The organism is Pseudorhizobium xiangyangii, assembly GCF_020531965.1.
GTDB classification, from domain to species: domain Bacteria; phylum Pseudomonadota; class Alphaproteobacteria; order Rhizobiales; family Rhizobiaceae; genus Neorhizobium; species Neorhizobium xiangyangii.
The window spans coordinates 57,246-81,734 of the sequence record NZ_JAJAWH010000018.1 but is presented as its reverse complement, the minus strand read 5'-3'; the positions used below and the strand labels follow the sequence as shown (position 1 = coordinate 81,734).

Annotated in this window: 22 protein-coding genes; 14 read left to right on the top strand and 8 right to left on the bottom strand. The window is 60.1% G+C overall.

Going from position 1 to position 24,489, the window contains the following annotated elements:
* Window positions 1-29 precede the first annotated feature (29 nt).
* On the top strand, window positions 30-3,419 hold the full coding sequence (locus LH464_RS16835; RefSeq protein ID WP_226787556.1) for a DUF3971 domain-containing protein: 3,390 nt from the start codon (window positions 30-32) through the stop codon (window positions 3,417-3,419).
* 66 nt (window positions 3,420-3,485) lie between these two features.
* Here the strand turns inward: LH464_RS16835 and tyrS are convergent, their stop codons facing one another.
* Window positions 3,486-4,739, bottom strand: coding sequence for a tyrosine--tRNA ligase (gene tyrS, locus LH464_RS16830; RefSeq protein WP_226787555.1), 1,254 nt, complete (start codon window positions 4,737-4,739; stop codon window positions 3,486-3,488).
* 92 nt (window positions 4,740-4,831) lie between these two features.
* Here tyrS and LH464_RS16825 point away from each other — a divergent pair, with 92 nt between their 5' ends.
* Entirely contained in the window at window positions 4,832-5,965 is a 1,134-nt protein-coding gene (locus tag LH464_RS16825; RefSeq protein WP_226787554.1) for an anhydro-N-acetylmuramic acid kinase, read from the top strand.
* 107 nt (window positions 5,966-6,072) lie between these two features.
* Window positions 6,073-7,260: a GGDEF domain-containing protein gene (locus LH464_RS16820; RefSeq protein WP_226787553.1), complete on the top strand. Its 1,188-nt coding sequence runs from the start codon at window positions 6,073-6,075 to the stop codon at window positions 7,258-7,260.
* Window positions 7,261-7,299: 39 nt separating this feature from the next.
* Here LH464_RS16820 and LH464_RS16815 read toward each other — a convergent pair whose 3' ends face one another.
* Window positions 7,300-7,977, bottom strand: coding sequence for an alpha/beta hydrolase (locus LH464_RS16815; RefSeq protein WP_226787552.1), 678 nt, complete (start codon window positions 7,975-7,977; stop codon window positions 7,300-7,302).
* A gap of 228 nt (window positions 7,978-8,205) precedes the next feature.
* Here LH464_RS16815 and LH464_RS16810 point away from each other — a divergent pair, with 228 nt between their 5' ends.
* The 7 genes from LH464_RS16810 to sufA all read left to right on the top strand — a co-directional run bounded on the left by LH464_RS16810 (window position 8,206) and on the right by sufA (window position 15,199).
* Window positions 8,206-9,372: a cysteine desulfurase family protein gene (locus tag LH464_RS16810; RefSeq protein ID WP_226787551.1), complete on the top strand. Its 1,167-nt coding sequence runs from the start codon at window positions 8,206-8,208 to the stop codon at window positions 9,370-9,372.
* A 144-nt stretch (window positions 9,373-9,516) separates the two neighbouring features.
* A complete protein-coding gene (gene sufB / locus LH464_RS16805; protein WP_226787550.1) occupies window positions 9,517-10,986 on the top strand; it encodes a Fe-S cluster assembly protein SufB in 1,470 nt (489 codons plus the stop codon).
* A 59-nt stretch (window positions 10,987-11,045) separates the two neighbouring features.
* On the top strand, window positions 11,046-11,801 hold the full coding sequence (sufC, locus tag LH464_RS16800) for a Fe-S cluster assembly ATPase SufC (RefSeq protein ID WP_226787549.1): 756 nt from the start codon (window positions 11,046-11,048) through the stop codon (window positions 11,799-11,801).
* A gap of 21 nt (window positions 11,802-11,822) precedes the next feature.
* Window positions 11,823-13,097, top strand: coding sequence for a Fe-S cluster assembly protein SufD (sufD, locus tag LH464_RS16795; protein WP_226787548.1), 1,275 nt, complete (start codon window positions 11,823-11,825; stop codon window positions 13,095-13,097).
* A 1-nt stretch (window position 13,098) separates the two neighbouring features.
* On the top strand, window positions 13,099-14,340 hold the full coding sequence (locus LH464_RS16790; protein WP_226787547.1) for a cysteine desulfurase: 1,242 nt from the start codon (window positions 13,099-13,101) through the stop codon (window positions 14,338-14,340).
* A 10-nt stretch (window positions 14,341-14,350) separates the two neighbouring features.
* Window positions 14,351-14,731, top strand: coding sequence for an SUF system Fe-S cluster assembly protein (locus tag LH464_RS16785; protein ID WP_226787546.1), 381 nt, complete (start codon window positions 14,351-14,353; stop codon window positions 14,729-14,731).
* Between the two features lie 75 nt (window positions 14,732-14,806).
* Window positions 14,807-15,199 (top strand): Fe-S cluster assembly scaffold SufA, encoded by a 393-nt coding sequence (sufA, locus tag LH464_RS16780; protein ID WP_226787545.1) that lies wholly within the window; start codon window positions 14,807-14,809, stop codon window positions 15,197-15,199.
* A 62-nt stretch (window positions 15,200-15,261) separates the two neighbouring features.
* Here sufA and LH464_RS16775 read toward each other — a convergent pair whose 3' ends face one another.
* From LH464_RS16775 to LH464_RS16765, 3 genes are read right to left on the bottom strand one after another with little or no spacing between them, the layout of a single operon-like run.
* Window positions 15,262-16,464 carry an ABC transporter permease gene (locus LH464_RS16775; protein WP_226787544.1) on the bottom strand — a complete coding sequence of 401 codons (1,203 nt, stop codon included), beginning with the start codon at window positions 16,462-16,464 and terminating at the stop codon, window positions 15,262-15,264.
* Window positions 16,454-17,170, bottom strand: coding sequence for an ABC transporter ATP-binding protein (locus LH464_RS16770; protein WP_226787579.1), 717 nt, complete (start codon window positions 17,168-17,170; stop codon window positions 16,454-16,456). Before LH464_RS16770 ends, LH464_RS16775 begins: the two co-directional genes overlap by 11 nt.
* 7 nt (window positions 17,171-17,177) lie before the next feature.
* A complete protein-coding gene (locus LH464_RS16765) occupies window positions 17,178-18,467 on the bottom strand; it encodes an efflux RND transporter periplasmic adaptor subunit (RefSeq protein ID WP_226787543.1) in 1,290 nt (429 codons plus the stop codon).
* 242 nt (window positions 18,468-18,709) lie between these two features.
* On the opposite strand from LH464_RS16765, the gene LH464_RS16760 reads away from it, so the two are divergent.
* Window positions 18,710-19,036, top strand: a complete 327-nt coding sequence (locus LH464_RS16760) for a hypothetical protein (protein WP_390625001.1) — start codon at window positions 18,710-18,712, stop codon at window positions 19,034-19,036.
* Between the two features lie 64 nt (window positions 19,037-19,100).
* Window positions 19,101-19,361 carry a DUF2171 domain-containing protein gene (locus LH464_RS16755; RefSeq protein ID WP_226787541.1) on the top strand — a complete coding sequence of 87 codons (261 nt, stop codon included), beginning with the start codon at window positions 19,101-19,103 and terminating at the stop codon, window positions 19,359-19,361.
* A gap of 33 nt (window positions 19,362-19,394) precedes the next feature.
* On the opposite strand, the gene LH464_RS16750 is transcribed toward LH464_RS16755, so the two are convergent.
* Both LH464_RS16750 and LH464_RS24580 read right to left on the bottom strand, forming a co-directional pair.
* Window positions 19,395-19,586: a hypothetical protein gene (locus LH464_RS16750; RefSeq protein WP_226787540.1), complete on the bottom strand. Its 192-nt coding sequence runs from the start codon at window positions 19,584-19,586 to the stop codon at window positions 19,395-19,397.
* Between the two features lie 76 nt (window positions 19,587-19,662).
* Window positions 19,663-19,788: a hypothetical protein gene (locus LH464_RS24580; protein ID WP_255648437.1), complete on the bottom strand. Its 126-nt coding sequence runs from the start codon at window positions 19,786-19,788 to the stop codon at window positions 19,663-19,665.
* A gap of 203 nt (window positions 19,789-19,991) precedes the next feature.
* Here LH464_RS24580 and LH464_RS16745 point away from each other — a divergent pair, with 203 nt between their 5' ends.
* Window positions 19,992-20,450, top strand: coding sequence for a GNAT family N-acetyltransferase (locus tag LH464_RS16745; RefSeq protein ID WP_226787539.1), 459 nt, complete (start codon window positions 19,992-19,994; stop codon window positions 20,448-20,450).
* On the opposite strand, the gene LH464_RS16740 is transcribed toward LH464_RS16745, so the two are convergent.
* Entirely contained in the window at window positions 20,428-21,666 is a 1,239-nt protein-coding gene (locus LH464_RS16740; protein WP_390624999.1) for an AI-2E family transporter, read from the bottom strand. The two genes, LH464_RS16745 and LH464_RS16740, sit on opposite strands and share 23 nt — an antisense overlap.
* Before the next feature lie 270 nt (window positions 21,667-21,936).
* Here LH464_RS16740 and LH464_RS16735 point away from each other — a divergent pair, with 270 nt between their 5' ends.
* A complete protein-coding gene (locus LH464_RS16735) occupies window positions 21,937-24,486 on the top strand; it encodes an HWE histidine kinase domain-containing protein (protein WP_226787537.1) in 2,550 nt (849 codons plus the stop codon).
* The last annotated feature ends 3 nt before the right edge of the window (window positions 24,487-24,489 follow it).

Sequence of the window (24,489 nt, the reverse complement as noted above, 5' to 3'; positions counted from 1 at the left end):
GGCCGGCGCAAATGTGAGCGCTTCCATTAATGTCGGAAATCCGCGGCGAAAAGGTCAGCTTCAGCAGGAAGGACATTCAGCCGCTGCACACCTTGCCCTCGTCCCAGGCCGAGGACCGAATCATCGTACACTGCCCGCCGCCTCGTTCGCGCATGCGCAGCGTCGGCCGGATGGCCATTCTGTTCGCGATGCTGGTGCTGGCGGCCATCGGCAGCGCGTTCCTTGCCATCGAAGGCGGCGTGGTCGACGGCACACTTGCCTCCCGCGCCAATGATGCGCTCAATGATGCAATCGGTCCACGCTACGCTGCGACAGTGGGGTCAGCCGCAATCCGGTTCGATTCGAATTTCCGATTGGCGCTCGAGGCGCAGGAGGTCGATATCGTCGAGCAGGCGACGGGCCTCCATCTCAGCCGCACCGAAGCGATGCGCATGGCGGTCGATCCGCTTGCGCTGCTGGCAGGGCGCATCAATATCCGACATATGGAGGCCAGTGGCATCCATCTCGACACCGGGGCGCTGCCCACGGGCGAAGCGGCAGGTCTGTCGAGAGTCCGCATCGATAAGCTGCCCCACCTGCTGGAGCAATCGTTTCAAAGGCTGGATGAGGCGCGCGGGCTCATGGAGCGGACGGGTACGAGCTCGATCGACATCTCCGGCGTCGAGATTCTTTTGCCAGCGGCCCCCGGGCGAAAGCCGATTTCTCTGGCAGTTACTGAATTGGCTCTAACGCGATCGGGTCCCGGAGAGATCAACGTAACAGGCCAGATCAATATCGAGGGGCAGGCGGCGGCGCTTGTGGCCAAGGCATCCGTCGTGCGCGGCGTGACGTCGGCGCTGACGGCCAACATCAGCGGCATCGAAATGACGCCGTTTCTGTTACGGCGTGACGCTGAGGGGGCTCCGCGGGACGGCATTCAGGGATCCGCCGATCTCGACCTGTCGGCGGTTCGCGCCCGTGCATCGACCACGCCAGCTATTACCGCTACCTTGAAGCAATCACCAGGACTGTTCTATTTCGACGGCGTCAATCAGGAACTTTCCGGCGGCTCTATCAACGCCGCCTTCGATTTCGCGAAGAACTCGCTGGAGATCCTTCAGTCGGAACTGCAGTTCGGCCCGACGCGCCTTCCTCTCGTTGGCGCGGTCACTGACCTGAACCGCCTGGACCCTTCCGAGACGCGTCCCGGCTTTTGCCTGAACTTGCTTGTCAGCGGCGGGAGTGCGACGGCCGAAGGGGCGAGCGAGGCGCCTGCGGTATTCGATCTCAGGGCATCGGGTCGGTATCTTTCCGTCGACCGGGAACTTCAATTCGACGACATGCTGGTGTCGAGCCCGCTGGGGAATATGGCTGCCTCGCTCAAGGTTCGCTTTGGGGATGCTTCCCCTGAAATCAGCTTCGGCGCTCAATTGCCGACGATGCAGGTCGCCGGCGTGAAGCAGCTCTGGCCGTTCTGGATGGCGCGCAAGCCACGGGACTGGGTGCTTGACAACCTGTTCGGCGGAACAGTGATCGACGGGTCGATCGCGGTCTTCATTCCTGCCGGCAGGATGAAGGGGCCGGGGCGCCCGATGGAGCTTGACGATGACGAGCTGCAGATTGCGTTCGACGTTCAGGATACCCGCCTGAGCCTTCCGGGTGACCTCCCGCCACTCAGGGATCTGCACGGCAGGTTCGATCTTCGAGGCGAGGTGATGAAGGTCGGCGTCAAGCGGGCAACGTCGTATTTCCCATCCGGGCGCTCGGTTGCTGTGGCAGCTTCCAGCTTCACGATACCCTCCACCTACAGCAAGCCATTGATGGCCGATCTTGCGCTGAGTGTTTCAGGTGCGGCAGACGCAGTCGCGGAGCTGGCCAGTTTTCGGCCACTGAACGCGCTGAAGGACACCGAGTTCAAGCCGGATGATTTTACCGGAAAGGCAAGCGCCAAGGTGACCGCCCGCATGGGGCTGATCGCCGCTCAAGATCCGCCTGCGCCAATCTGGAAAGCCGAGCTGGATCTTGATGGCGTGGATCTCAAGACCGAATTTGCGGGCAGGAAGATAACCAATGTTACTGGACGGCTGGGTGTCGTGCCGGACGCGGCGCGACTTGAGGCGAAAGCATCGATCGACGACGTGCCTGCCGACATCAGCCTGGTGGAGCCGGTCGGGCGGCAATCCAAGGTTACGCGTGAGCGGACCATCGTCGCGAACCTGAACAATGCACAACGCCAGAAGCTGGTGCCGGGACTGGATGAGGTTATCGATGGCACCGTGCGCGCCGAGGTGCGATTGCTGGATGGCAACCGGCAGAACATATCCCTCGACCTGACGCGGTCCGCCTTGTCCGTGCCGTGGGTCGGCTGGACCAAGGGGAGCGGCATTCCTGCAAAGGCTTCCCTGGAGGTCACAAGGGTAGACGGTACCGATGAGGTCCGGGACTTCGAGCTAGACGGAGAGGGGTTCGGCGCCCGCGGGGAACTGAGCCTGCGTGATGGGTCGCTTCAGTCCGCGCAGTTTTCACGCATGCAACTGTCGCCGGGCGACAGCTACAGCGTCAGCCTCGCTCGTCAGCGGGGCGGGATGCAGATTTCCGTCGCTGGATCTTCGGCGGACTTTCGGCCGATCCTGACGCGCCTGAAGTCGGGAGGAGGTGCCAAAAGCGACGACGATGGCGACGCCACGGTGAAGGTGAAGCTCGACCAGGCAATCGGGTTCGGCGACGAACGGCTTTCCAACGTTTCCATGCTGTTTTCAACGCAGAATGGGGGGATCTCGGCTGCAGACTTTTCTGCCGTGACCGGACGCGGTGAAGCGGTGGTGAGCCGGATGAACGCGGGCAATACGATCTCGATCACCAGCGGCGATGCCGGAGCGGTTGCACGCTTCACCAATCTCTACAACAAAATGGGCGGCGGCCTGCTGAACGTTTCGCTCAGGGCGCAGAAAGGCGGAGCCTGGAGCGGCGCGATCGATGTCCGCAACTTTGCGCTGTTGAACGAGGCTCGCCTACAGTCGCTCGTTTCCACGCCGGTCGGCAAGGACGGTCGCAGCCTAAACTCGGCGGTGAAGCGCGATATCGACGTAAGCTCGGCCCGGTTCCAACGCGGCTTTGCCCGGATGGTCTACAGGAACGGTCGATTGTCGGTCGAAAACGGCGTGGTGCGAGGCGAACAGATCGGCGCGAGTTTCCAAGGTGTGGTGCGCGACGCCGCTGGCAACATGGATATGACCGGGACCTTCATGCCAGCCTACGGCCTCAATCGCCTGTTCGCAGAACTGCCGATCATCGGCGTGATTTTGGGGAACGGGCGGGACCGCGGCCTGCTTGGGATCACGTTCAAGCTGGAAGGGCCCTTCGACAAGCCTCGTCTGACGGTCAATCCACTATCGCTGATTGCACCGGGCATATTCCGGCAGATCTTCGAGTTCCAGTAATTGCGCAGGACATGAAAAAGGCCGCACAGGGCGGCCTCTTCAAATGCGGTGGGTGTGCCTCGTCCCTCAGGCCGGGCGAACCAGAATATGCTTCTTCTTTCCGAGCGACAGCTTGATGACGCCATCGCCGGTCACTTCGGCTGAACCGATGACCTTTCGCTCGTCCGAAATTGCCACGTCGTTGATACGCACGGCACCACCCTGGACATGTCGGCGCGCTTCGCCGTTGGAAGTGGCAAGGCCGGCCTTGACGATCAGCGCCAGCAGGCCGAGGCCTGCATCCAGTTCTGCGGTCGGAACCTCGATAGACGGCAGGTTATCGGCCAGCGCGCCTTCCTCGAAGGTCTTGCGGGCCGTCTCGGCAGCCTGCTCGGCATCCGAGCGACCATGCAGCATCGCCGTGACTTCTGTGGCGAGGATCTTCTTGACCTCGTTGATTTCCGAACCGCCGAGAGCGGCCAGACGGGAGATCTCGTCCATCGGCAGCGTCGTGTAGAGCTTCAGGAAGCGCGATACGTCGGCATCCTCGGTATTACGCCAGTACTGCCAGAAATCGTAGGCGGACAGCATATCCGGGTTGAGCCAGACTGCGCCGTTTAGCGACTTGCCCATTTTCGCGCCTGATGACGTCGTCAAAAGCGGCGAGGTCAGGGCGTAAAGCTGCGGCGTGCCCATGCGGTGGCCGAGGTCGATACCGTTGACGATGTTGCCCCACTGGTCGGAACCGCCCATCTGCAGGCGGCAGCCGTAGCGCTGGTTAAGCTCCACGAAGTCGTAGGCCTGCAGGATCATGTAGTTGAATTCGAGGAAGGACAGCGACTGCTCGCGGTCCAGGCGCGTCTTGACGCTATCGAAGGACAACATGCGGTTGACCGAGAAATGGCGGCCGACATCGCGCAGGAATTCCAGGTAGTTGAGATCGCGCAGCCAGTCGCCATTGTTGATCATCATGGCGTCCTTCGTACCGTCGCCGTAGCTCAGGTAGTTGGAGAAGACGCGCTTGATGGAGGCGATGTTGCTTTCGATCGTGTCGATCGTCATCAGCTGGCGGGCGTCGTCCTTGAAGGACGGATCGCCGACCATGCCGGTGCCGCCGCCCATCAGGGAGATCGGGCGATGACCGGTCTGCTGCATCCAGTGCAGCATCATGATCTGGATGAGGCCGCCGGCATGGAGGCTTGGCGCCGTCGGGTCGAAGCCGATATAGGCCGTCACGGTTTCCTTGGCGAACAGTTCGTCGAGACCTGCCTCGTCGGAGATCTGGTGAATGAAGCCGCGCTCGTCGAGCGTGTGGAGGAAATCGGACTTGAACCTGGACATGATGGATCTCTGGAAGGGAAATTTCGATATCGCCGGGCGTCTAGCACTGTTTTTGAGCATAATCACTTCAAAATTGATTCTGGGTGCCATCAATGGGTGAAATGAAAACTGCAATCGGACTGATGAGCGGCACGTCGATGGACGGCATCGATGTCGCTCTCGTCAGGACGGACGGAAGCGGAACGGTCGTACGTGGCCCCTTTATGGGCGTGCCCTATGAGGCCGCATTTCGCGACCGGCTGAAACAGGCGCTCGTCGAGGCGAAAGACATTGGTGAGCGTTCGGAGAGACCGGGCGCCCTGGGCGACGTAGAGCGTGAGTTGACGCTTCGGCATGCCGATGCGGTCCGGATATTCCTGGAGCGGAATAGTATGGCCGCCGAAGCCATCGACGTCATCGGCTTTCATGGGCAGACCGTGCTCCATCGCCCTGACCGGAACCTGACGGTTCAGATCGGCGACGGTGCGCTTCTCGGAGACCGAACCGGTATTCCGGTGGTCTACGACATGCGGGCAAACGACATGCGGCACGGCGGGCAGGGAGCTCCTCTCGTGCCTGCCTATCATGCTGCTTTGGCGAAAACCCTGCCCGCAGGGGAAGGCCCCGTGTGCTTCGTCAATATCGGCGGCATTTCCAATTTGACCTACATCGGCACTGACGGCGCGCTCATTGCCTACGACAGCGGGCCGGGCAACGCCCTTATCGATCAGTGGGTCGAGACCCATGCGGGAATACCATTCGATCAAGGCGGCATGATTGCATCGGAAGGCCGGGTGGTTCCAGAACTCGCGGACAGCTATCTCGGCCATCCATTCTTTACCGACAAGGTCCGCCGGTCGCTGGATCGCAACGACTTTCTTCCGCCAAGCAGCGACAAGGCCGAGCTGGCGGACGGCGCGCGAACGCTCGCATATGTTGCGGCGGCGTCGATCCTGCAGTCGGCCAAGCACCTGCCGGCGAGACCGGCGCTGTACGTCATCTGTGGCGGCGGGCGGCTGAACAAGATCCTGATGAACGATATTGCCAATCTTGCCGCAGGACAGGAGGCTCGCATCCTGACGGCCGAAGACGCAGGGTTTGACGGAGACGCCATGGAGGCGGAGGCGTGGGGTTATCTTGCGGTACGGTCGATGCTCGGCCTGCCACTGACGTATCCATGTACGACGGGAGTGGCTCGCGCCATGACCGGCGGCTCGCTTTACGGATCCGCCAGAAAAAACGGATAAATGCGCCAGCGCTTATAGTTCATCTTTCGGTTAACACTTACTTTGGCGGTTGGATCTAAGCTTCTTCCCATCATGGGGACGTTGCGCCGAGTCGCGACATTAAATGAATGAACGGCACGAACTTCTTTCTGGCGGTTAATTTCATCGTCACAATGTCATTCTGCGTGGTCTTTCTCGCGGTTTCTACGCGAAGCCGCTCGCGGATCGCTGCGCGCTGGATCGCCTTCGGCTTTGCCGTTGCTTCGCTGTCCACCATCTTCGAACTGCTGGTCGCACATACGGAATGGGTCAAGCTGTCGGCGATCCTGGCTTTCGCGTCGGTTCTGGCGGGATTGCTGCTGCTGCGCATCGGTGTCGCGAGGCTCTATGACGATCCCGTCAGCCTTGTCCGTGCGGGCCTGTTTTTTGTCGTCTGCTGTGTCGTTGACTTCCTGATCTACGACCGTCCCCGTAGCACGCTTCTGCATGCGTTCACTTATCAGGCGCCTTTCGCGCTTTGCGCGCTCGCCAGTGCCATTTCCGTGCTGAGGTCGAGGCGGAAACTGGCAATAGATTGGGCGCTTGCGGCACTTCTGGTATTCACCGCCGTTCATTTCATGGTCAAGGCCGCGCTTGCCGTGCTCGTCGGGGCCGGATCGACTGCTGCGGACTACATCAAAACCGATTATGCCATCATCTCGCAAAGCTCGACGGGCGTCATAGTCGTCATGGCCGGCTTGATGCTGCTTGCTGTCCTGGTCCTGGAGATCATGGCTGACGAGCGCGTCAATTCCGAAGTGGACGCGTTGTCACTGCTGCTCAATCGCCGGGGGTTCGAGAACCGGGTCTCGACCCTGCTTCGCGAGGGGTCAAGAGGGCCGCACGCCGTCATTATGTGCGATCTGGATCACTTCAAGAGCATCAACGACACCTATGGTCACCACTGTGGTGATGCCGTGATCCAGGTGGTTGGGCAATTGCTTCGTGCGAACGTGCCGTCCGCGGCGGTTGTGGGGCGCCTGGGAGGCGAGGAGTTCGCCACTTTTCTTCCGCGAACGTCCATCGATGCCGCCATGCTTCTGGCCGAGACGCTTCGTGCCGCTGTTGCTGCCGAGACCGTTTCTGACCTGCCGGCAGGTTTCAGGGCGAGTGCCAGCTTCGGTGTCGCGGCATTTGACGGTGAAGCGAACTTGTCGACGGCGATGCGAAATGCCGACATGGCGCTCTATCAGGCGAAGGGAGCGGGGCGAAACTGTGTGCGTCGCGCTTCGCCCACCCCGCCGTCATTGTCGATCGTCGCCCGCGACATCAAATAGTGCTGGCGACGACCGTCTGTGTGCCGGTTGCGCCGCCGATCAGCGGATGCGTTTGGCCGCGGGCTCCGGAACGAGTTCTCCGTCCAAGCGACGATCGAGATAGTCCTCGCACTCTGCCATCAGCGTATCGACCTGGCCGTTGAAGAAGTGGTTGGCACCTTCGATCGTCTTGTGGGTGATGAGGATGCCCTTCTGCGTCTTCAGCTTTTCGACCAGAACCTGGACGTCCTTTTCGGGCGCCACCTTGTCGCCGTTTCCGTGGATGATGAGTCCGGAGGAGGGGCAAGGCGCCAGGAAGGAGAAGTCATAGGTGTTCGGCTGAGGAGCGATGGACATGAAGCCCTCGATCTCCGGCCGACGCATCAGCAACTGCATGCCGATCCAGGCGCCGAAGGAATAACCGGCGACCCAGCAGCTTTTGGAGTCGGGATGCAGGCTCTGAACCCAATCGAGGGCAGACGCGGCATCCGAAAGCTCGCCAGCACCATGGTCGAATTCACCCTGGCTGCGACCGATGCTCCGGAAGTTGAACCGCAAGGTCGTAAAGCCACGCTTCTGGAACATATAAAAGAGCTGGTACACGATCTGGTTGTTCATCGTGCCGCCGAACTGCGGGTGCGGATGTAGGATGATCGCTATCGGCGCGCTCTTCTCCTTCGAGGGCTGATAACGTCCTTCGAGGCGGCCCGCAGGGCCGTTGAAGATGACTTCGGGCATAGGTACTCCGGTCATATTGTTCAGTTCGGAACTGAGTGCCAAGTCAAGACTTGACGAAGCCTGTCAGCTTTTCTAAAACTCAGTTTAGAACTATTCGAAACTTGGGCGTTGATGGCCCGGTTGTTGTCTCTTAAGGCAAGGCCATCCGAAATTTCAAGAAAAATGCGGGACGCCTGCTCGAACCGCATTCGACTCGACGGATATCTAGGAAGGCAAGCGGATCGGACAATGGTACTGAAGCGCACCTACATGGACTGGAATGCGACCGCGCCCCTCAGCGAACCGGCACGGCTTGCCATGCTGGACGCCTTGCGCCTGCCGGGCAACGCTTCATCCGTCCATAGCGAGGGACGTGCCGCACGGGCGGCGGTCGAGAAGGCGAGGAGACACGTTGCCGCTCTGGTTGGCGCAGAGCCTGCGCATGTGTTCTTCACCAGCGGCGCAACCGAAGCGGCCAACCATGTGTTGACGCCAGACTACCGGATGGGGCGCTCGCGCCTGACTGTCAGTCACCTCTATGTGTCCGCGATCGAACACCCATCTGTGCGGGAAGGCGGACGCTTTAACAAAGAGCAGGTGTCAGAAATTCCGGTTGGGCGCTCGGGTATCGTTGATCTTGCGGCGCTGGAAACTGCGTTGGCTGCCCATGATCGCGCTGCCGGCTTGCCGATGGTTGCCGTCATGCTCGTGAACAACGAGACCGGTATTGTTCAGCCCGTTGCCGAAGCGGCTCGACTTGTGCATCAGGCTGGTGGCCTGATGGTCGTCGATGCGGTGCAGGCGGCCGGGCGGATTGGGGTCGACATTGCCGAACTGGATGCCGACTTCGTCATCCTGTCATCCCATAAGGTCGGCGGTCCGAAGGGCGTCGGCGCGTTGGTCTTGCGCGGTGAGGCGCTTATGCCTGCACCCCTGATTCGTGGGGGCGGACAGGAAAAGGGTCACCGTTCGGGGACAGAGAACTTTCACGCCGTCGTCGGCTTCGGTGCGGCAAGCGAAGCGGCCCTCGGTCAGCTCGCGGAGCGCAATGCGGACATCTCGGCGCTGCGTGAAGAGCTGGAGCGCGGCATGCGAAATGTCGCGCCCGACCTCGTTATCCACGGACAAGACGTCGCGCGGGTCAGTAATACTTGCTTCTTCACGCTGCCTGGCTTGAAGTCTGAAACCGGTCAGATCGCTTTTGATCTGGAAGGCATTGCCCTTTCGGCTGGATCGGCTTGCTCGTCGGGCAAGGTCGGGCAAAGCCACGTCCTGACGGCGATGGGGTTCGATCCTGATCTCGGTGCCCTGAGGATTTCCCTCGGCCTGACGACCACAATGGATGACGTCAATGCCACGCTTGCGGCATTCGCGAAAATTTCCGGCCGGCGACGCTCGGCCGGCGAGGCTGCGTAAACAGCAAGAAACTTGCGGAAAGACAACTTTCCGCTTGCCCAAAGGTGGGAAACACGCCTTTTGGCCACTACATAAGAGCGGAACTTCCCGCCCAGATAAAAGAGATACCGGCCAAGCGGCCGGCGAGAGTTTTGGAGAACGCGCATGGCTGCGGTGCAGGAGACAATCGATCAGGTTCGACAGATCGATGTGGACCAGTACAAATACGGTTTCGAGACCGTCATCGAAGTGGACAAGGCCCCCAAGGGTCTTTCCGAAGACATCATCCGGTTCATTTCGGCCAAGAAGCGGGAGCCGGAGTGGATGCTGGAGTGGCGACTCGATGCCTATCGCCGCTGGCTGACGATGGAAGAGCCCACCTGGGCGCGTGTCGCGTATCCGAAGATCGATTTCAACGACGTCTACTACTACGCGGCTCCGAAAAACATCACCGGTCCGGTTTCGCTGGACGAAGTCGATCCGGAGCTGCTGAGGACCTATGAAAAGCTCGGCATTCCGCTGCGCGAACAGGAGATCCTGGCTGGCGTGCAGACCTCCAAGGTCGCCGTCGACGCCGTGTTCGATTCGGTCTCAGTGGTCACCACGTTCAAGGAAGAATTGAAGAAGGCCGGCGTGATCTTCATGTCGATCTCCGAGGCGATCCGCGAACATCCCGAGCTGATCAAGCAGTATCTCGGATCCGTCGTCCCGACGACCGACAATTATTACGCGACGCTGAACGCTGCCGTCTTTACCGACGGCTCGTTCGTGTTCATTCCGAAGGGCGTGCGATGCCCAATGGAATTGTCCACCTACTTCCGCATCAACGAGAAGAACACCGGCCAGTTCGAGCGCACGCTGATCATCGCCGAGGAAGGCGCTTACGTTTCCTATCTCGAGGGTTGCACGGCGCCGCAGCGCGATGAGAACCAGCTTCATGCTGCCGTCGTCGAACTCGTTGCGATGGATGATGCAGAGATCAAGTACTCGACGGTCCAGAACTGGTACCCGGGCGATGCCCAGGGCAAGGGTGGCATCTACAACTTCGTGACCAAGCGCGGCGATTGCCGTGGTCACCGTTCGAAGATTTCCTGGACACAGGTGGAGACCGGTTCGGCGATCACCTGGAAATACCCGTCCTGCATCCTGCGCGGTGATGAGTCTCGCGGTGAGTTCTACTCGATTGCCGTCTCCAACGGTCACCAGCAGATCGATTCAGGCACCAAGATGATCCATCTCGGCAAGAACACGTCGAGCCGCATCATTTCGAAGGGGATCTCGGCCGGCGTGTCGCAGAATACCTATCGCGGTCAGGTCTCGATCAATCGCCGGGCCGAGAATGCGCGCAACTTCACCAACTGCGACTCACTGCTGATCGGCGACAAATGCGGTGCGCACACCGTCCCTTATATCGAGGTGAAGAACTCCTCGGCCCAGGTGGAGCATGAGGCGACGACGTCGAAGATTTCCGACGACCACAAGTTCTACGTCATGCAGCGCGGCATTCCCGAAGAGGAAGCCATCGCGCTCATCGTCAACGGCTTTGTCAAGGACGTCATCCAGCAACTGCCGATGGAATTTGCCGTCGAAGCCCAGAAGCTGATTGGCATTTCGCTTGAAGGCTCCGTCGGTTAAGGCCGCCAGTTTAGACATTACGTGCATTGCACGAACACAATCATCCGAGAGGATATAAGATGCTTGAAATCAAGAACCTGCACGCTCGTATCGCCGAAGACGGCACCGAGATCATTCGCGGCCTGAACCTGACGGTGAAGGCCGGCGAAGTCGCCGCCATCATGGGCCCGAACGGTTCCGGAAAGTCGACGCTGTCGTACATCCTGTCCGGCCGCGCGGACTACGAAGTCACCGAAGGGGACATCCTTTACAACGGCGAGAGCATTCTCGAACTCGACCCCGCCGAGCGTGCGTCCAAGGGTATCTTCCTGGCGTTCCAGTACCCGGTTGAAATTCCGGGCGTTGCAACCATGCAGTTCCTGAAGATCGCCATGAACGAACAGCGCAAGGCGCGCGGCGAAGACGAACTGACGACGCCGGACTTCATGCGCCGCGTCAAGGAGGCTGCAGCAAAGCTCAAGATCGATCCGGCCATGCTGCGCCGTCCGCTGAACGTTGGCTTCTCCGGCGGTGAGAAGAAGCGCGCGGAAATCCTGCAGATGGCATTGCTCGAGCCTCAGTTGTGCATCCTCGACGAAACCGACAGCGGTCTCGACATCGACGCGCTGAAGATCGTGGCCGACGGCGTCAACGCGCTGAAGACGCCGGATCGCGCGGTTATCGTCATCACCCACTACCAGCGCCTGCTCGAATACATCGTGCCGGACACTGTTCACGTCCTCTATAAGGGCCAGGTCATCCGATCCGGCGACAAGGACCTTGCGCTTGAGCTTGAAGCCAATGGCTATGCGGACATCATCGGGGAAGCAGCCTGATTTCCCGGAAAGGATGTGGCAATGAACATTCAGACGATCAATCGCCTGACACCAGCCGAAACGGCATTGGTGGAAGCCTATACGGCGCAGGTCGGTGAGTTGCCGGGCGATGGTGCTGTCATCGGCACCCGCGACCGCCTGCTGGACGACCTGAAAAAATCCGGTCTACCGACGCGACGCGTCGAGGCCTGGCACTATACCGACCTGAAGTCGCTGTTGCGAAACGTTCCGGCGGCCGCTCCGACCGTATCGGTCGATGCCATCGCGCCGCTTGTCGGGGACGCACAGTTGCTTTCCGTGCTTCAGGGCACGGCGAGTGAGTTCGTCGCGATCGACGGCGTGGAGATTGCACCGTTTGCAGCGGCGCTCAGTGACGGCAGTGCCGCTGCCGGCCTCGTGGCGCTCGACAAGGATGATGCCATCGGCAAGATCAACGGCAGCTTCGTTCGCGACGGCTACAGCATCAATGTACCGGCCGGCACTTCGGTTGATGCACCGATCGAGATTCAGGCCGTGCATGGGGCAGGACAGGTGCACACCCGTTTCCCCGTGACTTTCGGCGCTGGCAGCAACGCCACGATCATCGAGCGTCACCAGTCGGCGACAGGCGAGGCAGCGTTCGTTTCGACGATCAGCGAACTGGTGCTCGAAGAGGGTGCCGAAGCCGTCTTTATCATCCTGCAGCAGCAGGGTGCCGACGACACGCATCTCGGCCAGGTCCGGGTCAAGCTCGGAAGAAACGCCAAGCTCAAGCTCTTCGTCGTCAATGTCGGTGGCAAGCTGGTTCGCCAGGAACTGCGGATCGATGTCGAAGGCGAGGGCAGCGAGCTGACGCTTCGCGGCGTCAACCTGCTTGGCCAGGAAACCCATACGGACGTGACGCTGGTGCTTGGCCACAATGTGCCGCATACCAATTCCACGGAAACCTTCCGCAACGTGGTCTTCGATCGTGCCAAGGGTGTCTTCCAGGGGATGATCCGCGTCGCGCCAGATGCGCAGAAGACAGACGCCAAGATGGCCTGCAACACGTTGCTGCTCACCGACGACGGCGAGTTTGCAGTGAAGCCGGAGCTGGAGATCTTCGCCGACGACGTGATCTGCGGCCACGGCGCGACCGTTGCTGATATCGACAAGAACCATCTCTACTATCTTGAATCCCGAGGCATCCCGGAGAGGAAGGCACGCGCCATGCTCGTCAACGCCTTCGTCGCCGAGATTGTCGAGGAACTGGAAGATGAAAAGCTGGTCGAGGCGCTGGAAGGCGTGATCTCGGCCTGGTTGGAAAAGCACGCCTGACATGGACCAGATCACACCAGCGACCGCATATGACGTAGAGGCAATCCGCCGGGATTTTCCGATCCTGTCGCGGGAGGTCTATGGCAAGCCGCTGGTGTATCTGGACAGTGGGGCTTCCGCGCAGAAGCCCCAGGTCGTTATTGACGCTGTCGCGCATGCCTATGCCAACGAGTATGCGAACGTGCATCGGGGTCTGCATTTTCTCTCGAATGCGGCCACGGACGCTTATGAAGGGGCGCGCGAGAAAGTGCGCGGCTTCCTGAATGCCGGATCACTCGACGAGATCGTCTTCACCAAATCGTCGACCGAAGCGATCAACACGGTCGCCTACGGCTGGGGCATGCCGAACATCGGCGAAGACGACGAGATCGTTGTCACGATCATGGAGCACCACTCCAATATCGTGCCATGGCATTTCATCCGTGAGCATCAGGGTGCCAAGCTGGTCTGGGTGCCCGTGGACGATGAAGGCGCCTTCCACATCGAGGACTTCGAGAAGTCCCTGACGGAAAAGACCAAGCTCATTGCCATCACGCATATGTCGAATGCGCTCGGCACGATCGTTCCGGTCAAGGAAGTGTGCCGCATTGCCCGCGAGCGCGGTGTCCCGGTTCTCGTCGATGGCAGCCAGGGCGCCGTGCACATGCCCGTGGACGTGCAGGATATCGACTGCGACTGGTACGTGATGACCGGCCACAAGCTTTATGGCCCCTCGGGGATCGGCGTGCTCTACGGCAAGATGGATCGTCTGAAGGAGATGCGTCCGTTCCAAGGCGGCGGCGAGATGATCGTCGATGTCTCTGAGGACAACGTTACCTATAACGACCCGCCGCATCGCTTCGAAGCCGGCACGCCGCCGATCGTGCAGGCCATCGGCCTGGGTCACGCTCTCGATTACATGGAGAAGATCGGTCGTTCGGCGATTGCCCGGCATGAGGCAGACCTTGCGGCCTACGCCGCCGAGCGTCTTCGTTCGGTCAACTCGTTGCGTATCATCGGCGAGGCCCCGGACAAGGGCAGCATCTTCGCCTTCGAGCTTGCCGGCATCCACGCCCATGACGTGTCCATGCTGATAGACCGTCGCGGTATTGCGGTGCGCGCCGGCACGCATTGCGCTATGCCCCTCTTGAAGCGGTTCGGCGTCACCTCCACATGCCGAGCATCGTTCGGCATGTACAATACGCGCGCCGAGGTGGATGCTCTTGCCGATGCGCTCGACTATGCGCGTACATTCTTTGCCTAAGGAAATGACCATGGCCGTGGAAGACAGCGAACTAAAATGGGATGCCCGCGAAGGCATCGTCCAGTCGGCGATACCTCATGAAGAGATCGCGCGCCTGAGCGACGACATCATTGCTGCGCTGAAAACGGTCTACGACCCGGAAATCCCGTCGGATATTTTCGAGCTCGGTCTTATCTACAAGATCGACATCGAGGACGACCGCATGGTCAAGATCGTCATGACGCTGACCGCTCCCGGTTGCCCGGTTGCCGGCGAGATGCCGGGCTGGGTCGAGAACGCCGTCGGTGCCGTCGAAGGCGTCTCGGGCGTCGATGTATCGATGACGTTCGACCCACCGTGGACGCCGGAGCGGATGTCCGAAGAGGCGCAGGTCGCCGTCGGCTGGTATTGATCCGTTTACACACGGACCTTACATTCTATCCAACACCACCGGACCTTCAATCCGTGTGCGCAAGGAGAAGAGCCCATGGGCTTTGCAGTTATGACCATGACCGAGTCGGCAGCGAACCGCGTGAAGGCGATCGTCGGCAATTCCGGACCTGATGCCAAGGGCGTGCGCGTCGGCATCAAGAAGGGCGGCTGCGCGGGCATGGAATATACCGTCGATCTCGTCACCGAGCCGAACCTGAAGGACGACCTGATCGAGCATGCCGGTGCCAAGGTCTGGATCGAGCCGTCTGCCGTTCTCTATCTTCTCGGCACGCAGATGGACTTCGAGACGGGCAAGATGCGCTCCGGCTTCACCTTCGTGAACCCGAACCAAACGTCCGCATGCGGTTGCGGTGAATCCGTTGAATTGAAACCTGCGGATCTTGCCGCACTTGCCAAGGAGCGCGAGGCCCAGGCGCACGCCGGCTAAGCAGGCAAGTGGGACGACATCCGGCAGGTAAGGAAAGGGCCATCGTGGCCCTTTTTCGTTTTCTATTCATGGCGCAGTGCGTCGATCGGGTTCAGCTGTGCGGCCCGGCGCGCCGGAAAATAGCCGAACACGACACCGATTATCGCTGAGAATGCGAAAGCGACGATGATAATCGAAGGACTTGTGACAAACGGCACGCCGAGAAATCCGACGGCGCCGTAGGCGAGAGCGAGGCCCACCATGATGCCGGTCACGCCGCCGAACACCGACAGCATCACCGCTTCCACGAGGAACTGCGTCAGGACCTGTTTTTCCAGCGCCCCGATAGCCAGCCGTATGCCGATCTCCCGCGTCCGTTCAGTGACCGAGACCAGCATGATGTTCATGATGCCGATGCCGCCGACGAGCAGGCTCACGGCCGCTACCGCTCCCAGAAGGCCGGTGAGAAGCGTTGTCGTACCCGTCATTGCAGCGGCCATCTGCGACATGTCACTGACCGAGAAATCGTCGTCGCGGCCGATAGCAATCCGGCGGCGCTCGCGCAGAAGGCTTTCGACGTCCGACTGTACCTTGGCGGTGGGCACGCCGTCCTGTGCCGACAGGATGATGCTGGATATGGTGTTCGTCCCGCCGATCCGCCGCTGATGCAGCTTGAGTGGCATGATGATCGTATCGTCCTGATCGTCGCCCATTCCGGATTGGCCCTTGGCCTGGAGCAGGCCGATGACCGGGCACGAGATGTTGCTGACGCGGATTGTCTGTCCGACAGGATCGATTGCGCCGAAAAGCTCGCGGCTCACCGTCTGGCCGATGATGCAGGCGGCCTGTCCGCGTTCTTCCGCCGGCACGAAGTTGCGCCCGGACGAAAGATCCCAGTCCTGAGCGATCATGTAGTCGTTGGTGGTGCCGATGACGCTCGTCGAGCGGTTTGCGCCGCCGGCAATGACGGTCGCTGTGCCGCGGTTGAGCGGAGCGACTGCACGCAGACCGGAAACCTGATTGCGCATGGCCTCAACGTCGCGATCTTCGAACCGCTTGGCTTCTGCGCTGGCCCGGCCCGGTCCCCATTGCCCGGGGCGAACGAAGAGGGTGTTGGTGCCGAGGCGGGAAAGCTCGGACTGGACCTGTGCGGTGGTACCGTTGCCGATCGTGACCATGGCGATCACGGCAGCAACGCCGATCACGACGCCGAGGATAGTCAGGAAGGAGCGCAGAAGGTTGCGGCGAATGGCGCGCCAGGCGAGCTTGGACGTCTCAAGAAACATGATCCGGCTCCTTCACATGGGCATGATCGCTGGCCAGACGCCCGTCGATGAAGCGGAGCAGGCGCTTGCCATATGCCGCGATGCCCTCTTCGTGCGTGACCATGATGACAGTGATGCCGTGCTCGCTGTTGAGACGGGAAATCAACTCCATGATCTCGCGGCTGGTCTTGGTGTCGAGGTTGCCCGTGGGTTCGTCGGCAAGCAGGACAGCCGGACTGGTGACGATGGCGCGGGCGATTGCGACGCGCTGCTGCTGACCACCGGACAATTCCTGGGTGGTGTGACCTTCTCGGCCTTTCAGTCCAACTTGCTCAAGGGCCTGCAGGGCGAGCGTCCGTCGCGCGGCAGCCGGCACTCCGCGGTAGACCAGCGGCAGTTCGACATTCTCGACGGCCGAGGTGCGGGCCAGCAGGTTGAACCCCTGGAAAACGAAGCCCAGCATGTGCCGGCGCAGCATCGTGAGCTGTGTCCGACTGAAGTCGCTTGTGGAAATGCCTTGGAACAGGTAGTCGCCGGAAGAGGGCACATCCAGGCCGCCGATGATGTTCATCGTTGTCGACTTGCCGGAACCGGAAGGCCCCATGATGGAAACGAACTCTCCTGCGGCGATCTGCAGGTCGACATGATCGAGCGCACGGATCGTCGCCTCTCCGCGTCCATAGAACTTTGAAACCTGGCGGAACTCGATCAGCGGCGCCTGGGTCATCTCACGGTCAGCCATTGCGGGCGACAGCATCGGTGATCAACAGGTCGCCTTCCTGCAATTTGCCGGAGCGGACAACCGTGGATTGTCCGTCGGAAGGACCCGTCTGTACGCTTGCGCGCTGGGGGGCGCCATCGCGCAGAACCCAAACGCTGCGTTCCGCGGCGGAGCCCTGACCTGCAGCCTGCCGGTCACGACCCATGCGGGGAGGGCGGAACAGCTGCGTCAGGATGCTGCCACCGCCACGACGGGATTCGGCCGGAGGCGAGTAGCGCAATGCCGCATTCGGCACGAGAAGGGCATCCTCGACCGATTCCACCACGACATCGGCCGTGGCGGTCATTCCCGGCCGCAACAGGAGATCGTCGTTGTCGACGCTGAGGATTGCCTTGTAGGTGACCACGTTATTGACCGTCTCGGAGGCGAAGCGCACGGTCTGGATCCTGGCGGGAAAGCTGCGGTCAGGGTAGGCATCGACGGAGAAGCTTGCCTCCTGTCCTTCCTGCACCTGCCCGACATCGGCCTCGTCCACGGCCACCTGAAGCTCCATACGCCGGAGATCTCCGGCGATGGTGAAAAGAACCGGGGCATTCAGGGAGGACGCGACCGTCTGGCCGGGCTCTGCTCCGCGGGTGAGGATCACTCCGCCTATTGGAGATACGATCTTTGATTTGCCGAGATTGACCTCGGCTAGCCGCAGGCTGGCTTGCGCAGACAGGACGGATGCTTCACTCACCGCTTTGGTGGCGATGGCTGCTTCATGGGCGTAGCGTGCTACATCCAGCTCCTGCTGACTGGTGATGTTACGGCTGGCCAATCCCGTCAGGCGATCGAAGGTCGTCTTGGTGGATGCGACGTCGGTTTCGGCCTTCAGCAGGTTGGCGCCGGCAGAGGCCAGTTGCGCTCTGGAATTCTCGAGGTCGGCCTGCAGCTTGCTCGTGTCCAGTTCAGCGAGCACGTCGCCAGCACTGACGAAGGAATTGTAGGTGACGTTGACAGCACGGATGGTTCCGGACAACTCGCTGGAGATGTCCACCTGGTCGGTGGGCTGAACCGAGCCTGTTGCCGTGACGATAACCTCAAGGCTACCACGCTGGGCCGGCAAGGTCGTGTAGCTGTAAGACGGGCCATTGCCCTGCAGGAAGACATAGCCGCCGACGCCCACGACGATGACGGCGACCGACGCCAGCGCCCACACCGCCTTGCGACGTGGCGGCCGCTTTCCTCCATTGGTCAGGATTGCGCCAAGGTCGGGAACTGTGCTTGACTTGCTGCCACCGATGTCTTTCTCAGCCTTCAATTCCCATTCCTTTGCATCTCACCTTCGATGGTCCTCATGCTGAAGCCTGTTTCGTCTCCAGATCAAGAGCCATGATCACCTCCGGCATGACATGTAAGCCCCTCAAATCCAACTTAAACTTCGGTAAGGTCGCGGCTACTCAGCCGGAAACCATAACCAGCCAAAGAGATTGATGCCCTCTACGGTTGTGCTAAGGATTCTGCGTCCAATTGTGGACATGGAGAATCTCAGTGAACCGGAAAATCATTGCTGCCGTCAGCGTGCTGGCGGCTCTTTTTGCATCTGCAGGTACCTCTTCCGCGGAAGACCTCGTCTTCACCCTCAAGAATACGACAAACTCCACACTTGAGCGCTTCCATACGTCGCCGGTCGGCGTGAACGACTGGGAAGATGATGTCTTCGGCGATGACGTACTCGAGCCCGGCGAGAGCATCGAAATCACCATCGCCGACGGCCGCACCGTTTGCGAGTACGATATGCGCTTCGAGTTCTCGGAAGATTCCGATCTCGACACCACTGAAGATTCCCAGAACCTCTGCGAGATGGGTTCTTACGAAATTCACGAGTGATTTCCCGACGCCCTGCATCCAATCATCCTCTCGCACGTTAGAGCACTGCGAAAAGGAGAACGCCATGATAGATGCAGGACGAATCAAGGAACACGCCAAGGTCATCGGTGCCGATGGCGCTCCCGTTGGCACCGTCGATCGTGTCGAAGGCAGCCGTATCAAGCTCACGAAAGCCGATAGCGGTGAAGGAGGCCACCAAGGCCACCATCACTTCATTCCGCTGGAACTGGTGGCTGATATCGAAGGCGACACGGTGCGGCTCAGCGCCAACGGCGATGTCGCGGTCTCGTTTGAGGAAGAAGAAGGCGGAAGCGCCGTGCACTGACGAAAATGCCCTGCAATGCGGGGCATCTTTTTCCTATCCAGGAGTAATCTGCTCCGCTGGGGCGGGCACGCCGAAACGCTCCGGGAGGAATGCCGATTCGTGGGTCTGTCCCGCCAAGCGGGTGGTCTTGTTGGATGGACCACTGTTCGACGGCCAGAGGAATACGGCCAACACATAGACCGACATCCCAAGGACGAACGCCTGAATGATTGATCTTCGGGTCATGGCTTCTCCTGCTCTCCACAACCCGTTCCGAATATTTTCGTTCCTCGTGCTGCGGTCACGCCCTCGTCAACGCAAATCAATTCTCGGCCGACATTTCCATGGGGGATGCCATGATCTCGGTTTCTCCAATCGAGCGATCTACGTACTTGAATGCGAGAATGCTCAACACCGATGCGAGCATAACAACGAAAATAATGCGCATGCGTAACTCCTTCGGGCACAAAAACCCCGAAGCCTCCAAGAGGTTCCCGCGCGGTTCCACGAATGTTTTTGAGCGTTGCATGGCTGCATCAGCCGCATTTGCCGTGGCAGATCAGCGGTCACGGAGTGCTTTCACGTCGTCGGCATTTACAATAAGCGTGATGGCAATTGATGATGTCCGGAAGAACCAAGAGAGAGATGCGAATGACTGTCACCATTGCCGTGGAGCCACCACGCCAGCCGGAAGTCATCCGTCTCCTTGAACTCTCCGACGCCTATGCTGCCTCGCTCTATCCGGCGGAGAGCAATCATCTCGTCGACATTTCAACCCTGGAGAAGCCATCGGTCCTGTTCCTCGTTGCGCGAAACGAGGCAGCTATCGTGGGATGTTGCGCTCTGGTCGATGCGGGCGATGGCACCGCCGAAATCAAACGCATGTTCGTTGACCCCGCCGCGCGCGGATTGCGGATCGGAAAGCGTCTTCTGGACGAGATCGTAAATCAGGCGCGGTCGCGCTCCACGACCGCAATCAGACTGGAAACCGGCATCCACCAGCCAGAAGCCATCGGTCTCTACCGGGCGTATGGTTTTGAGGATATTGCGCCGTTCGGATCCTACAAGCCAGATCCGCTGAGCCTTTTCATGGAGAAGAAACTGTTCTGACCGGAGCGACCTCCGCGTCATAGTCTTCCTGATTGGTCGCAAGGGCGGCCGATTCAATATCAAGCGGATCGGCCAGCTTGACCTCGCGAATCCACTCTCTCCAGATGGAGACCATCAGCGCCATAAGGACAGGGCCAAGGAACAAGCCGAGGAATCCCATCGTCTTCACGCCGCCGACGAGGCCGAAGAATGTCGGAAGGAATGGGAGCTTGATGGGGCCGCCGACGAGCCGTGGCCGGACCGTCTTGTCGACGATGAACAGTTCCACTGATCCCCAGATCAGAAGGCCTATGCCGGCGAAGTAGGACCCGCTTGCGGCCAGATAGATCGAAACCAGGGTGAAGGAGAGGGGCGCGCCGCCGGGAATAAGCGCCATGACGCCGGTCAGTACGCCCAAGGTTACAGGGGACGGAACGCCGGCGATCCAGTATGCGATGCCGAGGACGATACCTTCGCCAATCGCGATCAGGGTCATCCCCGTGACCGTCGAACTGATCGTTGCGGGTACCACGCGAGACATCCGCTCCCAGCGAACCGGCAGGATACGTTCTCCCAGAAGATCGATCTGGCGGCTGAAGGACGCCCCGTCACGATAGACGAAGAACAGGGCAATCATCATGAAGAGCAATGTCAGGAGCAGATGGAAGGCGCCGTCGCCGGCGGCGATGACGGCCCTGTAGATGTTGCCGATATTGGCGCCACTGACAATCTGGACAAGTTCGCCGATGGCGCCCGGCGCTCCAATCCTTCGATCCCATTGCTCGGTGAGCCATTCTCCCAGACCTGGAAGGTTGGCAATCCAGACGGGAACGGGCGCGCCGTCACGGTTTACGTCCAACACCCAGGCGACCCATTCGCGGACTTCGCCGATTGTGTATGAGACTGCGATGCCGATTGGGACGATCAGGAAAATCAGGATGAAGATGATGGCGAGCGTCGCTCCCACCGTCGTATTGCCGCCGATGTGATTCAACATCCTGCGATATAATGGCCAACTCGCGAACCCGATAACGAGCGCGGCAAGGACCGGAACGACGAAGCCATGAAAGAAGTAGATGCCGGCGATCACGATCAGAACCAGCAGCCAGCGCGCGGCTGAAATCGGCGGAATGAGCGCCGTACGGCTATGGGCTACCGGCCCCAGCCACCGCGGACCATCCTGAATTTTAGGAGATCTACTCACCGTCGTTCCAACTCCCTTTGCACGGCCCCACATATGGAGCCGTGGCTATTATGGTGCAAGTTTTACTTCAACCCGTTAAAATCGTTTGCTGATCACTTGCTCCAACAGGCTTAAGGGCTAAATATGACGAATATCCAACTTACTGAACTAATCTGATGAATGTTTCGCCACGTCAGTTCCTTCTCCGGGATCGAACATTGCAGGCCCATGCCAAGTTTGAGGCCGCCGTCGGCTGCCACCCCGAATTAGCAGAATGTGGTGCTGACCACCTCACGGTTGGTCGGGCGTATAAGGAATTTCTGGATGGCTGATACGGTCACCGTCAATCTGACCAATTGCGACCGCGAGCCGATCCATGTCCCCGGCAGCATCCAGCCCCACGGATGTCTGATTGCGTGCGACAAGGCAGGCGCCACAATCGAACGGCACTCGGCCAATGCTGCGGACATGTTGTCCGTTTCGGGCGAGATGGTCGGGGTACGACTGGACGAGGTCTTTGGCCGCGAATTGGCCCACACCCTGCGCAATGCGATCGCAACAGCGGGCGATCCTGCACGACCGGCTCTGCGTCATGGTCTTCAGCTTCCGTCCGGCGGGCGTTTCGACGTCTCCATTCACACGTTCGAATCCCACGCCATCTTTGAGTTCGAGCCCGTGGTTGCGGCCAACGACCAGCCTTTGGAAGTGGCGCGCATGCTTATCAGCCGCATCAGGAACATCGGTAATGTCGATGAGCTTCTGGAGCGCTCTGCCCGCCTGATCCACGCGCTCCTCGGCTACGATCGTGTGATGATCTACCAGTTCGAGCAGGATGGGGCAGGCAAGGTGATCAGCGAGCACAAGCGGCGCGACCTGGAAAGCTTCAAGGGCCAGTATTTTCCTGCAAGCGACATCCCCAGGCAGGCGCGTATTCTCTATGTGAAGAATACGATCCGCGTCATATCCGATGCGAATGATGTCCGGGTTCCAATCCTTCCGGAACTCGAGGAAGCGCATAGCCCTATCGACCTTTCATTTGCGCACCTGAGAAGCGTGTCTCCAGTTCACTGTGAGTACCTGCGCAACATGGGGGTCGGTGCGTCAATGTCGATCTCCATTATCGTAGAAGGAGAGCTGTGGGGCTTGATCGCCTGTCACCACTACTCCCCCAAGGCGCTTTCGATGCCGCAACGGATTGCCGCCGAAACCTTTGGTGAATTCTTCTCCCTGCACCTGAGCGCCTTGCGCCAGAAGGAGATCGTGGAGAAGAGCCGTGCGGTGCGCCGCTCGCTCGACCGCTTCCTGCAGCAGGCGGCCTATCATCAGGACATCCGACAATTGCTTCGGTCGTCGCTCGAAGATTTCTGGCGGATGCTTCCTACGGACGGCGCAGGTCTATGGCTTGGCGGCGTTTGGACGGTTGTCGGAGCCGGTCCCTCGCAGATGGATGCAGCAAGACTGGCTGAGATCGTCGCGGACAAAACGGCCGGCAAAGTGTGGTCCACTCGTCAGCTTGCTGCCGATCTTCCTGCCTTGGATCTCTCGTCGGTCCAGATCGCAGGCGTCATTGCGATACCGCTCTCCCAGCGTTCGCGCGACTATCTGTTTTTCTTCCGCAAGGAGATGGTGCAGACCCTCAACTGGGCGGGAAATCCGGAGAAGTCTTACGAAACAGGACCTTTGGGCGATCGTCTGACGCCGCGCAAGAGCTTTGCCATCTGGAAGGAGACGGTCCGCGATCAGGCGCAGCCTTGGAGCCCATCCGATGTGGAGGTGGCCGATGCCATCCGCGCCGTTCTTGTGGAGATCGTGCTGCACCACAACGAGCTTATCGCCGATGAAAGAGGCAAGGCCGACGTCCGCCAGCGGATGTTGAACGAGGAACTGAACCACCGGGTCAAGAACATCCTGTCGGTCATCAAGTCGCTTGTCGGTCAGCCGATCGATGCAGCGCAGGATATCGGCAGCTATGTGGACGCTCTCAAGGGGCGCATCCAGGCCCTTGCGCTGGCCCATGACCAGATCGTCCGGAGTGGCGACGGAGGTATGCTGCGCGACCTTCTCGTGGCCGAGTTGCGGCCGTACCGGAATGGGGAAAACAGCAATATCCAGCTGGACGGGCCATCCGTTTGGCTGGACGCACGGTCCTTCTCGGTCATGGCGCTGATCCTTCATGAAATGACAACCAACGCGGCCAAGTACGGTGCGCTTTCGTCGGATGGCGGCACACTTGCGGTACAATGGCGCCGCATTGAAAACGGCGACTGCGAGATACGATGGACCGAACGAGGGGGACCACCTGTGGCCCAGCCGTCCAGATCTGGCTTCGGCAGCATCCTTATCGGCCGCAGCGTCGCCTATGAACTGGGTGGTGAAAGTAGCATCGGGTATCCGCCAACGGGGCTGGAAGGCTATTTCCGCATCCCGTCGGCGAGCATACAAGCTGATGAGGGATCTGAGGCAGGTAGAGCGATCGAGGACGTGGAGCTGCCGACGCTCGGTGCCGAGCAGCTCGACTTCACGGATGTCGAACTGCTGCTGGTCGAGGATCAGATGCTGATTGCCGCGGATGTCGAGGCGATGCTGGCCGCACACGGGCTTCACAAGGTGACGACAAGCCCGTCGGTGGCCGAAGCATTGCGCAAGCTCGAGAAGTTTACGCCCGACATTGCCATCCTCGACGTCAACCTTGGAACCGGCACGTCACTCCCGGTCGCGCAGGAACTGATACGACGCGGCATCCCGCTTGTGTTTGCGACGGGCTACACTGACCGCTCAATCATCCCCGCCAACCTCGATGTGCCGGTACTACGAAAGCCCTATGAGGTCTCCGCCCTGATTGGGACGTTGGCAAAGATGCTTTCAGAGCGATAGCGG